This window comes from Skermania sp. ID1734 (assembly GCF_007489285.1).
Classification (GTDB): domain Bacteria; phylum Actinomycetota; class Actinomycetes; order Mycobacteriales; family Mycobacteriaceae; genus ID1734.
In genome coordinates this window covers 39565-52473 of the sequence record NZ_VLIY01000022.1, presented here as the reverse complement: position 1 = coordinate 52473, position 12909 = coordinate 39565, and the positions used below count along the sequence as shown (strand labels likewise).

Below are 12909 nucleotides of genomic sequence, written 5' to 3'. Positions count from 1 at the left end.
GGTCGTCGTTGATGAACGCGGGATTGTCGTTCATCACTCCTCCAGTTGTCTTGCGGGACACCCGCACCCGGTCGTTCATCACTCCTCCTCGAAGGACTTCAGGTAAGCGAGGTATTCCGCCTTCTCCCGCTCGAGGTTTGGATGCTCAGTCGCATAGACGTTTTCGAACATGGTCTCGACCACGGGTTCCGGCATCGCGATGGTTGCGGCCCGGAACCGGTGCGCCACCTCGTCTGCCCGGCGCTGAACATCGGCGGCAAACTCGGTGTCCAGCAAGCCTTCTCGCTCGAGCAACCGGCGCATCCGCTCGATTGGGTCCCGGGCGTGCCAGTACTCGAGTTCGGCGTCGGTGCGGTAACGGGTCGGGTCGTCGGAGGTGGTGTGCGGACCCATCCGGTAGGTCAGCGCCTCGATGAACGACGGTCCGCCACCCTCGCGCGCCCGCTTGATGGCCTGTCGGGTGACCGCCAGCACCGCAAGGACATCGTTGCCGTCCACCTGAACGCCGGGCATCCCATACCCATAGGCGCGCCGCACAATCGGGGTGGCGCTTTGCAGCCGGACCGGCTCGCTGATGGCCCAGTGGTTGTTCTGGCAGAAGAACACCACCGGGGCGCTCCAGGTGCTTGCGAAGCCCAAGGCCTCGGCGATATCCCCCTGGCTCGACGCGCCGTCGCCGAAGTAGGCAACCGTCGCTATTTCGGCGCCCTCCATGTGCGCGGCCAATGCGTATCCGGTGGCGTGCAAGCCGTGCGCGCCAACGACAATCGACGGGTTGGTGACGTTGTAGGCGTTCGGATCCCAGCCGGACAGCGCCGCGCCGCGCCACATCGGCACCGCACCGGCCGGGTCGACGCCGCGGCAGTAAGCCACGCCGGTTTCCCGGTAGCTGATGAACGCGTAGTCGTCGGCGTGCATGGCCCGAGCCGACCCCACTTGTGCCGCTTCCTGCCCCAGCAGCGGTGCCCACAGTGCGACCTGCCCTTGACGCTGCAGCGAGATAGCTTCGCGGTCGATGCGACGGACGATGACGAGGTCCGCGTAGAGATCGCGCAGCTGGCTCGGCCCGACGTCGGCGATCAGTGGTGCGTATTCGCGGTTGAATACGCGGCGGCCATCCGGCTGCAAAAGTTGCACGGGATAGGCGGGTTTCGGCTCGGTGTGCACGCCCGCAGGAGCGCTGGGTCCAGTAACTATCGACATGGCCGATCCCCACTTTCACCCGGTGCCTTGTGAGCCCGGAACTACGCGGTGATGCTTGGTCGGCCCAGCCGTCGTTGTGTGACGCTGTGGCCTACCTCACAGCATCCACGATCGCGCGGTGTGCGCAAGCGATGCGCTAGAGACTGAGCAGATTGCCCAGAATCAGGTCTCGAAATGGTGTCACAATGTGAGATATGACCACTTTGGACGCCACCGACGCCAAGCTGCTGCTCGAGCTGGTTCGCAACCCCCGCGCCACCGGCGTCGAATTGGCCGCGCGGCTGGGATTGTCGCGCAATACGGTGCAGGCCCGGCTGGCCCGTTGGGAGGCCGGTGAGGCGCTCGGCCCGTTCGATCGTCGGGTCGATCCGAGCGCGCTGGGCCTGCCGCTCACCGCCTACGTGGCCACCGTCATCGACCAGCACCAACTCGACGGGGTGGTGACGGCGCTGGCTGATATCGAGGAAGTGGTCGAGGTCGACGGCATGACAGGCCTGACCGACCTGCAAGTTCGGGTCGTGGCCAAGGACGCCGACGATCTGTACCGCATCGTCGGCAAGATTCTCCGCATCCCCGGGGTCGAGCGCACCAACATGGCGTTGGTGATGCGGCAGCTGGTGCCGGCCAGGATGACTCCACTACTGCGACGGCTGGCCGCCGAGGGCCGCTAAAACACTGAATCGGCAAGTAACGCAAGAAAGGTGACCGACGCGAGGACCAACAAGCCGATGGGCTTCATCGCGTGCTGGCGCAGCTCCGGCAACTGCATGTCGCCATGGTCGACGTGATACCGGACCGCCCAGGCGAACAACGCCAGCAGTAGCACCGCCGCACCGACTCCGAAGGGCCGCCAGAACAATCCAGCCATCAGGCCGATCACGCCGATCACTTCCAACACCCCGAAGCCGCGAGTGAATCCGGCGCTGTATCCGCGGTCGCGCAGTAGCGTCCAGGACACGCCGTCGAGCTGCAGCTTGTTCAGCGCCGAAGCAATGGTCGCCACCGACAGCAGCACCGAGAGCGCGACGACCACGACCTCCATCTGCCGTTCCTATCATGTCCGAAGGGCTACTTGCCGAACCGCGCTGGCCTAGCCCGAAATCCGCTCTGCCGCGGTGCGGATGTCGGCTGGAATGGGTACCGGCCGTCGAGTCTGCCGGTCGACATAGACGTGGACGAACCTGCCCGTCGCCGCAAGCTCGAGCTCGGTGCCCTCCCGAAAGATGGCGAGGCGGTAGACGATGCTGCGGCTGCCGAGTCTGTCGATCGCGATGCCGACCCGCAACATGTCCGGGAAGCTGAGTTCCTTTGTGTAACTGCACGATGTTTCGGCAACGATGCCGATCGCCGGGAGTTGGCGAATGTCGACCCCCGTCGCATCGATCAGCCACGCGTTGACCGCCGTGTCGAAGTACGAGTAGTAGGCGACGTTGTTGACGTGACCGTAGTGATCGTTGTCCGCCCAGCGGGTGGCGACGGGCCATAGCACCGGATAGTCGGTAGTCACGCCGCACACCCTAGCGTTTACGGGCCAAGATGGAACCATGACCGAGATTCGCGTGATTCAAGGCGACATCACGACGGTGCCGGCGGACGCAATCGTCAACGCGGCCAACAGCAGCCTGCTCGGCGGCGGGGGAGTGGACGGCGCCATCCACCGGGTCGGCGGCCCGGCGATCCTCGCGGACTGCAAGCGGCTTCGCGAAACTGAGTTCCCCGACGGGCTGCCCACCGGTGAGGCGGTGGCCACCACCGCGGGCAACTTGCCGGCGCGCTGGGTCATCCACACCGTCGGCCCCGTGTACTCCCGCCACGAGAACAGGGCATCGTTGCTGCGTTCGGCCTACACCAGCAGCCTGGCCGTCGCCGATTCGCTCGGCGCCGAGAACGTCACGTTTCCGCTGATCTCGTCGGGTATCTACGGGTGGCCGGCCGATGATGCCGTTCGTCAGGCTGTTCGTTCGGTACGGGAATCGAAGACCGCGGTCCGGGTGGTCACCTTCGTTGCGTTCAGTACGGCGATGCAGCGACTGCTCGAGGCGGAACTCGGCCGCTGAGAATTCTGTCGGTCCCCCCAGGCAGACTGTCGACATCGGTGCTGAGGGGGGATCGGTGAGTAAACGGCAAATGCTGCTGGCGACGGTATGCGTGGTCATCCTGCTGGTTGGCGGTTGCATGCTCGCCAGTCGGCACAAGCCAGCGCCCGGCAGTCCGTCACGCGCGCAGATCGAGGGGTTGTTGTCGCGGGTATCCGTGGTCGCGAAGCGCGAGCGCGCACCCAACTACATGCGTGGCTGCGGGTCCGGCCAGGGCTGCGTTTTCGGTCCCGCCTGGAGCGACGATTACGAGGGACCCTACGGCCATGACGGGTGCGATACCCGCAATAACGTGCTGGCGCTGCAGCTTTCCGAGGTCAGCTTTCGGCCGGGCACCCATAACTGCGTCGTGGTCGCGGGTGTTCTCGCGGACCCGTACTCCGGCAAGCAGATCGAGTTCCGCAAGCGCGACGCCGGTGCTGTGCAGATCGACCACGTGTATCCGCTGGCGGCAGCCTGGGACATGGGCGCGTCGGCGTGGGACATCACTACCCGCGTCCGTTTCGCCAACGATGTGGACGGCAACCTGCTCGCCGTCAGCGGACCCGCGAACCAGGCCAAGGGGGATGCCACACCGGCCAAGTGGTTGCCACCAGCGTCCGAGTACCACTGCTTCTACGCCGGAAAGTATCTGACGGTCGCGCTGCGCTACGGGCTGCCGGTGACGGTAGCCGATCAGACGGCATTGCAGCGGGTGGCGAGGGGCTGCGGTTAGCGTGCAACCCATGAATCATGCGCGGGCGATCGACAAGGACACCACGCTGTGCATTTCGTTGGCGGCGCGGCCGAGCAATCACGGCACGCGGTTTCACAACTATCTGTACAACGAGCTGGGCCTGAACTTCGTCTATAAGGCTTTCAGCACAACCGATTTGCGGGCGGCGATTGCCGGGTTGCGCGGGCTCGGCATTCGTGGCTGTGCGATTTCCATGCCGTTCAAGGAAGCCGTGATCGAACTGGTGGACGAGATGCGCCCGTCGGCGGCGGCCATCGACTCGGTCAACACGATCGTCAACGACTCGGGCATACTGCGGGCCTACAACACCGACTATCAAGCGGTGTACGACTTGTTGGGTGACACGCCCGTGTCGGAGGCGGCGGTCGCCGGCAGCGGCGGCATGGCCAAGGCCGTGGTCGCCGCGCTCCGTGACGCGGGATTTGCCGACGTCACGATCGTGGCGCGCAACGGCGAGGCCGGCCAGGCGTTGGCCGACAGGTACGGCTTCCGATGGCAGGCCGAACTCGGTGAGCTGCGGCCGTCGGTGCTGGTGAACGCAACACCGATCGGCATGGCCGGTGGTGACTCCGCGTCGGCGCTCCCGTTTCCCGAATCAGCGCTCGAGGCGGCGTCGGTGGCCTTCGATGTGGTGGCCCGCCCCATCGACACGCCGTTTGTCCGGTCGGCGCGCACACTCGGGTTGACCGTGATCGACGGTGGTCAGGTGATCGCCGGTCAGGCCGCCGAGCAGTTCGAGCTGTACACCGGGGTGCGGCCGAGCGCCGAGCAGGTCAGGGCGGCGTCGGAGTATGCGCGCGCGGGTGCCGGGTAACTACCGCGGAAATCTGGTGGCCACGAGAGAGGAGGCGGTGCGCCCGTCGTGGCCGATCACCCACGACCCGCCGGTGTGCTCACACTCCGCGATCTTGCTGAAGGTGGCGAGCAGAAAGTAGATAGCTTCTTGCGGTTTCGAGGTGTGTGCGAGGCGCTGCGATTCGCCAGGGCGGGAGAGGTCGAGCCAGATGCCGGACTGGCCGTCGAGGCGCATTCCCACGATCTTGTCGGTGTTGACGAACGTGAACTTGCGACGCTCCCACGGCGTGTTGGGGGTATAGCTCTGCTCGAGAACCTGCAGCAGGATCGTCATTCGACCATCCACCCCTCACGGACGCGTGCATTCTAAGTATGCGCAGGTAGGTAGCCGAAAATCTAGAACCTGCGGCCAGCTTCGCGGCTTGTGTGCACACACCGCTCCCGGTGCCCGGAACGCGAAACGCGTAAGCCGACCGCGAAAGCGCCCAGCCGGAGTCAGGTGGTTGGATGGTCGGGTGCTCCACGGCCTCTGGTCTCCGGATGCCGGACTGCTGGTGTGGCGCGACAGCGCCAATGACCCATTGCCCACCGGTCCGGCTGGTGATCGGCTGCGCGCGGCACGTGCCCGCACAAAACTGGAACTGCCCGACCCGCAGCAACCAACGGCCCAGCGTGCCGTCGCCGCTGCCGCTTTTGCGCCCGACACCGCAGCGCAGATCCTGCTCGGCCTGCCCGACGACGAAACGATCGCGCCGGAGTTGCGCTACTGGCGGCACGTCAGCCGCGGCATCCAACGTTGGATAACCGGCGGCCGGGTCGTGCCGCAGCTGTACCGAGCGGAGGGACAGTGGTGGCTGCGCTGGGAACTCGTCGGCGGCGAGCGGCAACGCGCGTGGCAGGCCGAACTCGCCCACGCCATGCCACCGGTGCAACGTCGATACGGGCCCGCGGCGAAGGTGCTCGCGGACTTCGTCACCGAACTCACGGACCCGATCACCAGGGCGGAACTGCCGGACACGGACGCGCGAACACCACTGTGGCAGGCGCTGCTGACCGAGGACCCGGTCTCCGACGCTTCGCATGCCGCCGCAACATCACTTATCCAATGGCGGGAGAGCCTGACCGTCGATGAGCCCGAGCTGGTGCTGCGCCTGCTCGAGCCCGACGATCCAGACGGCGAGGACGCCGAATGGTGGCGACTGCAGGTCTGCCTGCGACCGGAAGGCGAGGCACCGCAACCGGTTCCGATCCTGGGCTCGGACCCAGCGCGGATGCGCACGGCGATCCGCAAGCTCGGCGATGCCATGGCGGCCTACCCGCGGCTGCGGGACGTCCCGTCCGACAAGGACAGCCTCGATCTACTCCTGCCAGTCGCGGTGGTGCAAGATCTGGTCACCCATGGCGCACTTGCGTTGCAAGCGAAAGGCATCGGGGTGTTGTTGCCGCGGGCCTGGAGCGTGGCCGCCCCGACGCTGCGCCTCAAGGTTGCCTCGCCGGCCGTGGTGGCGACCGATGGCAGCACCGTCGGAATGAACGAACTGGTTTCCTACAACTGGCAACTCGCGCTCGGCGACATGGTGCTCACGCCGGCCGAGATGACTCGACTGGCGCACGCGAAATCCGATCTGGTTCGGCTGCGCGGGCAGTGGGTGCAGGCGGATCGCGCAACTCTGGCCAAGGCGCTGAAATATGTTTCAGGGCAGCCGGACAGCTCGCCGATTGCCGATCTATTCGGTCAGTTCGTCGGAACCCATCATCCGCCGGTCGAGGTCACCGAGATCACCGCAACGGGCTGGGCCGCGACGCTGCTCGATGCGAATCGAGCGCCGGACCAGATTGCTGTCCCGGATACTGTGCAGGCTCAGCTGCGGCCCTATCAGCAGCGCGGTTTGGACTGGCTGGCGTTCATGAGCCGCGTCGGTCTCGGTGCCATCTTGGCCGACGACATGGGGTTGGGTAAGACGCTGCAGCTACTGACCTTGCTCGCCCACGAGAAGGCCGACCATCCCACGTTGCTGGTCTGTCCAATGTCGGTGGTCGGCAACTGGCAGCGGGAAACGCAGCGATTCGTGCCGTCCTTGCGGGTGCTGGTTCACCATGGTGCGCAACGGCTCTCGGGTCAGGCGTTGGTGGACGCGGTGGCCGCAGCGGATCTGGTGCTGACCACCTACGCGTTGTTGGCCCGCGACGTCGGCCAGCTGCAAGAGATCTCTTGGGAGCGCGTGGTTCTCGACGAGGCTCAGCACATCAAGAACGCGTCGACGGCGCAGGCGCGGGCGGCTCGCGCCGTGCCGGCGCGGCACCGCATCGCGTTGACGGGCACGCCCGTGGAGAACCGGCTCGAGGAGTTGCGCTCGATTCTCGACTTCGTCAACCCGAAGATGCTCGGATCCGCGCAGCAGTTCCGGGCGCGGTTTGCCGTGCCGATCGAGCGCGACCATGACGACGCGGCTGCGGCTCGGTTGCGCACGGCGACAGCGCCGTTCGTGTTGCGGCGGGTCAAGACCGATCCGGCGGTGATCAGCGATCTGCCGGAGAAGTTCGAGATCACCGTGCGCGCCAACCTCACCGCCGAACAGGCGTCGCTCTACCAGGCGGTGGTCGACGACATGCTCGCGAGGATCGACGGCGCAGAAGGTATGAGCCGCAAGGGGGCGGTGCTCGGCGCTCTGACTCGGCTCAAGCAGGTGTGCAACCACCCGGCGCACTTCCTCAGTGATGGCTCGGCGGTCATGCGTCGGGGTCAACATCGCTCCGGCAAGCTGGGATTGGTCGAGGACATCGTCGAGTCGATCCTCAGCGATGGGGAAAAGGCGTTGTTGTTCACTCAGTTCCGCGAGTTCGGCGAGCTGATCGCCCCGTATCTAGCCGACCGGTTCGGGGTGGCGATACCGTTCTTGCACGGTGGCGTGCCCAAGGTGCGCCGCGACAAGATGGTGGAGGGTTTCCAGGAGAACGACTCCGCCCCGCTGATGTTGCTCTCGCTCAAGGCTGGTGGCACTGGGCTCAACCTCACCGCCGCCAATCATGTTGTGCATCTGGATAGGTGGTGGAATCCGGCGGTGGAGAACCAGGCCACCGATCGCGCGTTCCGGATTGGGCAGCGCCGCGATGTGCAGGTGCGCAAGCTGGTCTGCGTCGGCACGCTGGAGGAGCGCATCGACGCCATGATCACCAGTAAGAAGCAGTTGGCCGAGTTGGCAGTGGGTACGGGGGAGAACTGGATCACCGAACTGAGCACCGAGGAGTTGCGTGATCTGTTGCGCCTTGGCGATGAGGCGGTGGGCGAGTGACTGTGTCGGCTCGCCCGATTGGGCACGGGCGAGTGACTGTGTCGGCTCGCCCGATGGAAGCAGGTGAGTAGTGCCTTTTATCGACTACAGCCAGTACGGCACCCGCCGCCCGGTGCGCGGCGGAGTGGCGGCGCGCAGCCGCCGCGGTTCGTTCGGCCAGAGCTGGTGGGCCCGATCGCTCGTGGAATCCGTTGAGGCATTGGCCGACTCGGGCCGTCTCACTCGCGGTCGCAGCTATGCGCGGTCCGGGCAAGTGGTGTCGATGACCGTGGGCGCCGGCGTCGTCAGCGCGGAAGTACAAGGAAGCCAACCGGATCCGTTCAGTTCAGAGTTCATTGTGCGGCCACTGACGCAGGATGCGGTAGACGATTTGATCTCGACCGTGCGGGCCACCCCGGGCATGCTCGCCGAGATCGTTTCTGGTTCGCTGCCGACCAGCCTCGGCCCGTTGCTGCTGCCGACCAGTGCCAGCGACCTGGATTTCGCGTGCAGCTGCCCGGACATCGGCTGGCCGTGCAAGCACGTTGCGGCCGTGGTGTACCTGACCGCGGAGCAACTCGACGAACGTCCGCTCGACATTCTCACCCTGCGCGGCGTCGACCTGGACACGCTGATCAACGGCGTGGAGGCCGACGACGGCGAGGAAAGCGACGACCCCTACGGCGCGGGCATTGTGCTGCCGTCCTTGCCGAGCGTGCCGGTCCGCCCGGCGATGGACGACCTCGATCCGCAGCCGCTGCGGCGGGCGTTGCGCGACCTCACTGCGGACCCTTCGGACGCGTTCCGCGAGCTGTCCGAGATCTACGGCCGGCTGACCCAGGGCCGCTAGGTTTCGCTCCTCGTCCGGATAGTTCGCGTTCGGGGCACGGGGAGCGAACTGCATACATCGGGAGCGAAGTCTGCACTAGACACGCGTGGACCACCAATTGTAGGATGTCCATGTATTTATCGCCGAGCTTCGAAGGGAAGGCGGGTAGCAGTGTTCGCCCTGACCGATGACGAGAAGGCGATCGTCGAAACGGCGCGCGACTTTGCCGACGAGTATCTGGCGCCGCATGCGCTCGAATGGGACGCGAACAAGCACTTTCCGGTCGATGTGCTGCGTAAGGCCGCGGGCCTGGGCATGGGCGGCATCTACATCTCCGAGGATGTGGGCGGCTCGGGCCTCACGCGCCTGGATGCCGTGCGCATTTTCGAGCAGCTGTCGACGGGGTGCCCGGCCGTGGCCGCGTACATCTCGATCCACAACATGGCCACCTGGATGATCGACGCCTTCGGGTCCGACGCGCTGCGCACTGAGTGGGTGCCGCGGCTGGCGTCCATGGAGCTGCTTTCCAGCTACTGCCTCACCGAGCCAGGGGTCGGCTCCGACGCGGCGGCATTGAGCACCAAGGCTGTTCGCAATGGTGATGACTACGTGCTGACCGGGGTCAAGCAATTCATTTCCGGCGCGGGGGTTTCCGATGTCTACGTCGTGATGGCCCGCACCGGCGATCCGGGACCTTCGGGGATCTCGACGTTCGTCGTGCCAAAGGACTCCGCGGGCCTGAGCTTCGGCGCCAACGAGAAGAAGATGGGCTGGAATGCCCAGCCCACGCGACAGGTGATCATGGACGGAGTCCGGGTGCCGGCCGCCAACAGGGTCGGCGCCGAGGGTGACGGGTTCCGGATTGCCATGGCCGGGCTCAACGGCGGCCGGCTCAACATCGCGGCATGCTCGATCGGCGGCGCCGAGGCAGCCTTCGACAAGGCTGTGGCCTATCTCGCCGAGCGCAAGGCGTTCGGCAACCGGCTGCTCGATTCGCAGGCGCTGCAGTTCCAGCTCGCCGATATGCGAACCGACCTCGAGGCCGCGCGCACACTCTTGTGGCGCGCAGCGTCGGCGCTGGATGGTGGCGCCGCAGACAAGGTCCAGTTGTGCGCCATGGCCAAGCGGTTTGCCACCGACACCGGATTCGAGGTGGCCAACAAGGCGCTACAGATGCACGGCGGCTACGGCTATCTGTCGGAGTACGGCGTGGAAAAGATCGTCCGGGATTTGCGGGTACACCAAATCTTGGAAGGCACAAACGAAATCATGCGGGTGGTCATCGCTCGCTCAATAGTGAAATCGGCATAAAGGGGTTCGACCAATGACTGACAATATTCGCGAGATTCCGCACTTCATCGGCGGGCAACGGGTCGCTGGCACATCCGGCCGCTTCGGCGACGTGTATGACCCGAACGCCGGTCAGGTGCAGGCCCGGGTGGCGCTCGCCAGCACCGACGAAGTCGCTGCGGTGGTCGCGAACGCCGCTGAGGCGCAGCGCGAATGGGCGTCGTACAACCCGCAGCGGCGTGCCCGGGTGCTGATGAAGTTCATCACGCTTGTCCAGGACGAGATGGACTCGCTGGCCGCATTGCTCTCCTCCGAGCACGGCAAGACGCTGCCCGATGCGCGCGGTGACATCGTCCGCGGGCTCGACGTCATCGAGTTCGCCACCGGCATCCCGCATTTGATCAAGGGCGAATACACCGAGAGCGCCGGCAGCGGTATCGATGTCTACTCGATGCGGCAACCGCTCGGCGTGGTCGCCGGTATCACCCCGTTCAACTTCCCCGCCATGATCCCGCTGTGGAAGGCGGGCCCCGCGCTGGCATGCGGAAACGCATTCGTTCTTAAGCCGTCGGAACGCGACCCCTCGGTGCCGCTGCGGCTCGCCGAGCTCTTCCTCGAGGCCGGCCTGCCCGCCGGCGTGTTCAATGTGGTCAACGGCGACAAGGAAGCCGTCGACGCGCTGCTCACCGACGAGCGTGTCAAGGCCGTCGGATTCGTCGGTTCGACACCGATCGCCAAGTACATCTACGAGACTGCCAATGCGCACGGCAAGCGGGCCCAATGCTTCGGCGGGGCAAAGAATCACGCGGTAGTCATGCCCGACGCCGATTTGGATGACGTTGCGGATCAGTTGGTCGGCGCGGGGTACGGTTCCGCCGGCGAGCGCTGCATGGCCATCTCGGTCGCCGTCCCGGTCGGCGAGGACACCGCAAACAAGCTGGTGGCCAAGCTGACCGAGCGGGTGCACAAGCTCAACGTCGGACGCTCAGATGAAAAGGGCGTGGACTTCGGGCCGTTGGTCAGCGCCGACGCGGTCGAACGGGTCAACAAGTACGTGCAGATCGGCGTGGACGAGGGCGCGGAACTCGTCGTCGACGGCAGGGGCTTCAAGGTCGATGGCGCGGAGGGCGGCTTCTTCACTGGCGCTACCCTTTTCGACCGCGTGACGCCGGACATGCGGATCTACCAGGAAGAAATCTTCGGGCCGGTGCTGTCGGTGGTGCGCGCACACAGTTACGAGGAAGCGCTCGCCCTGCCGAGCGATCACGAATTCGGCAACGGGGTAGCGATTTTCACCCGCGACGGTGACGCGGCGCGTGACTTTGCCAGCCGGGTCCAGGTGGGCATGGTCGGTATCAATGTGCCCATCCCGGTGCCGATCGCCTACCACACCTTCGGCGGCTGGAAGGCCTCCGGCTTCGGCGATCTGAATCAGCACGGACCCGACTCGATCCGGTTCTACACCAAGACCAAGACCGTGACGCAGCGCTGGCCGGTCGGCATCCGCGAGAGCGCCGTGGAGCAGAGCGGGACCGATCACTTCGTCATCCCGACGATGGACTAGGGCGGTAATGACTGCTACGGACAATGGTGCGGCCGAGGTACTCATCGAGCGTCGAGGACGCGTCGGCCACCTTACGCTGAACCGGCCCAAGGCGATCAACGCACTCAATCACTCGATGGTGCACCGCATTACCGAGGCGTTAACGGAGTGGGGACAAGACTCCGACGTTGAGACGATCGTCATCACTGGTGCGGGCGAGCGCGGCCTGTGCGCCGGTGGTGACATCGTGTCGATCTATCACGACGCCAAATCCGGCGGCGCGGCGTCGCGGGAGTTCTGGCGTGACGAGTACATCCTCAACGCCATGATCGCGAGCTATCCGAAGCCGTACGTTGCGGTCATGGACGGCCTGGTCATGGGCGGTGGAATCGGAGTATCCGCCCATGGCAGCCACCGGATCGTCACCGAACGGTCGGCCTTGGCGATGCCAGAGGTCGGTATCGGGTTCGTGCCCGATGTGGGCGGCACCTACCTGATGGCGCATGGACCCGGCGAACTCGGTACTCACATGGCGCTGACCACGACCCGCCTCGGCCCGGGCGACGCGATCGTCGCCGGCTTCGCCGATCACTTCGTACCCGTCGCCGACATACCGGAGTTGTTGCGGGCGTTGGAAGACCAGCCGGCGGACGACGCGATCGGCCGCTTCGCGCAGGATCCGCCGGAGTCGGCGTTGTCCGATGACCGCGACTGGATCGACGAGTGCTACAGCGCCGATACCGTCGAGATAATCGTCGCGCGACTGCGCCGCAACGGTCAGCCCGACACCGCCGACGCAATCCTGTCCAAATCACCGACTGCGGTGAAGGTGGCGCTGCGGTCGCTGCGGCGGGCGCGGGAAGCCGCCGATCTGGAGACCGTGCTCAACGACGAGTACCGGGTCTCGTTGGCCTGCTTGGCCTCTTCGGATTTCTTCGAGGGCATCCGGGCGCAGGTGATCGACAAGGACCGCAACCCGCGGTGGTCGCCGCCGACATTGGAGGAAGTCGGCGACGACATGGTCGCGCACTACTTCGCCGAGCGTGACGACAACGAATTAGGTTTGGTACCAACAGTTCGGGAGGGGCAGCGATGAGGCGACGACGAGTGAGCATCGCAGCGCGGGACGCGCGAGGAGCGGAGCG

The 12909-nt window shown here is 65.7% G+C and carries 13 protein-coding genes; 9 read left to right on the top strand and 4 right to left on the bottom strand.

Translation table 11 applies throughout. From position 1 onward, the window contains the following. Positions 1-78: 78 nt before the first annotated feature. Positions 79-1203: a pyruvate dehydrogenase (acetyl-transferring) E1 component subunit alpha gene (pdhA, locus tag FOS14_RS21885; protein WP_143772978.1), complete on the bottom strand. Its 1125-nt coding sequence runs from the start codon at positions 1201-1203 to the stop codon at positions 79-81. A 194-nt stretch (positions 1204-1397) separates the two neighbouring features. Here pdhA and FOS14_RS21880 point away from each other — a divergent pair, with 194 nt between their 5' ends. Further along, the gene (locus tag FOS14_RS21880; RefSeq protein ID WP_143772977.1) at positions 1398-1874 is read left to right on the top strand and encodes an Lrp/AsnC family transcriptional regulator; all 477 of its coding nucleotides are present in this window, start codon (positions 1398-1400) and stop codon (positions 1872-1874) included. On the opposite strand, the gene FOS14_RS21875 is transcribed toward FOS14_RS21880, so the two are convergent. After that, positions 1871-2245: a DoxX family protein gene (locus FOS14_RS21875; RefSeq protein WP_143772976.1), complete on the bottom strand. Its 375-nt coding sequence runs from the start codon at positions 2243-2245 to the stop codon at positions 1871-1873. The two genes, FOS14_RS21880 and FOS14_RS21875, sit on opposite strands and share 4 nt — an antisense overlap. A 48-nt stretch (positions 2246-2293) precedes the next feature. Beyond that, complete coding sequence (locus FOS14_RS21870; RefSeq protein ID WP_143772975.1) at positions 2294-2749, bottom strand: thioesterase family protein; 456 nt, start codon at positions 2747-2749, stop codon at positions 2294-2296. Between FOS14_RS21870 and FOS14_RS21865 the strand changes: the two genes are divergently transcribed. From FOS14_RS21865 to FOS14_RS21855, 3 genes are all read left to right on the top strand, one after another. Next, the gene (locus FOS14_RS21865; RefSeq protein ID WP_143772974.1) at positions 2748-3260 is read left to right on the top strand and encodes an O-acetyl-ADP-ribose deacetylase; all 513 of its coding nucleotides are present in this window, start codon (positions 2748-2750) and stop codon (positions 3258-3260) included. The two genes, FOS14_RS21870 and FOS14_RS21865, sit on opposite strands and share 2 nt — an antisense overlap. A gap of 118 nt (positions 3261-3378) precedes the next feature. Continuing rightward, the gene (locus tag FOS14_RS21860) at positions 3379-4014 is read left to right on the top strand and encodes an HNH endonuclease family protein (protein ID WP_255450518.1); all 636 of its coding nucleotides are present in this window, start codon (positions 3379-3381) and stop codon (positions 4012-4014) included. A gap of 10 nt (positions 4015-4024) precedes the next feature. Next, complete coding sequence (locus FOS14_RS21855) at positions 4025-4849, top strand: shikimate 5-dehydrogenase (protein ID WP_143772973.1); 825 nt, start codon at positions 4025-4027, stop codon at positions 4847-4849. Here the strand turns inward: FOS14_RS21855 and FOS14_RS21850 are convergent, their stop codons facing one another. Next, positions 4850-5164: a hypothetical protein gene (locus FOS14_RS21850; RefSeq protein ID WP_143772972.1), complete on the bottom strand. Its 315-nt coding sequence runs from the start codon at positions 5162-5164 to the stop codon at positions 4850-4852. Between the two features lie 181 nt (positions 5165-5345). On the opposite strand from FOS14_RS21850, the gene FOS14_RS21845 reads away from it, so the two are divergent. From FOS14_RS21845 to FOS14_RS21825, 5 genes are all read left to right on the top strand, one after another. After that, positions 5346-8123, top strand: a complete 2778-nt coding sequence (locus FOS14_RS21845) for a DEAD/DEAH box helicase (protein ID WP_185981885.1) — start codon at positions 5346-5348, stop codon at positions 8121-8123. Positions 8124-8193: 70 nt separating this feature from the next. Beyond that, a complete protein-coding gene (locus FOS14_RS21840) occupies positions 8194-8952 on the top strand; it encodes an SWIM zinc finger family protein (RefSeq protein ID WP_143772970.1) in 759 nt (252 codons plus the stop codon). A 150-nt stretch (positions 8953-9102) separates the two neighbouring features. Beyond that, positions 9103-10242, top strand: a complete 1140-nt coding sequence (locus FOS14_RS21835; protein ID WP_143772969.1) for an isobutyryl-CoA dehydrogenase — start codon at positions 9103-9105, stop codon at positions 10240-10242. A gap of 13 nt (positions 10243-10255) precedes the next feature. Next, entirely contained in the window at positions 10256-11785 is a 1530-nt protein-coding gene (locus FOS14_RS21830) for a CoA-acylating methylmalonate-semialdehyde dehydrogenase (RefSeq protein WP_143772968.1), read from the top strand. Between the two features lie 7 nt (positions 11786-11792). Then, a complete protein-coding gene (locus tag FOS14_RS21825; RefSeq protein ID WP_143772967.1) occupies positions 11793-12860 on the top strand; it encodes an enoyl-CoA hydratase/isomerase family protein in 1068 nt (355 codons plus the stop codon). The last annotated feature ends 49 nt before the right edge of the window (positions 12861-12909 follow it).

Excerpts from the sequence above, each read along its gene's own strand:
- pdhA (WP_143772978.1), bottom strand. The coding sequence starts at position 1,203 with ATGTCGATAGTTACTGGACCCAGCGCTCCTGCGGGCGTGCACACCGAG.
- FOS14_RS21880 (WP_143772977.1), top strand. The coding sequence starts at position 1,398 with ATGACCACTTTGGACGCCACCGACGCCAAGCTGCTGCTCGAGCTGGTT.
- FOS14_RS21875 (WP_143772976.1), bottom strand. The coding sequence starts at position 2,245 with ATGGAGGTCGTGGTCGTCGCGCTCTCGGTGCTGCTGTCGGTGGCGACC.
- FOS14_RS21865 (WP_143772974.1), top strand. The coding sequence starts at position 2,748 with ATGACCGAGATTCGCGTGATTCAAGGCGACATCACGACGGTGCCGGCG.
- FOS14_RS21870 (WP_143772975.1), bottom strand. The coding sequence starts at position 2,749 with ATGGTTCCATCTTGGCCCGTAAACGCTAGGGTGTGCGGCGTGACTACC.
- FOS14_RS21860 (WP_255450518.1), top strand. The coding sequence starts at position 3,379 with ATGCTCGCCAGTCGGCACAAGCCAGCGCCCGGCAGTCCGTCACGCGCG.
- FOS14_RS21855 (WP_143772973.1), top strand. The coding sequence starts at position 4,025 with ATGAATCATGCGCGGGCGATCGACAAGGACACCACGCTGTGCATTTCG.
- FOS14_RS21850 (WP_143772972.1), bottom strand. The coding sequence starts at position 5,164 with ATGACGATCCTGCTGCAGGTTCTCGAGCAGAGCTATACCCCCAACACG.
- FOS14_RS21830 (WP_143772968.1), top strand. The coding sequence starts at position 10,256 with ATGACTGACAATATTCGCGAGATTCCGCACTTCATCGGCGGGCAACGG.
- FOS14_RS21825 (WP_143772967.1), top strand. The coding sequence starts at position 11,793 with ATGACTGCTACGGACAATGGTGCGGCCGAGGTACTCATCGAGCGTCGA.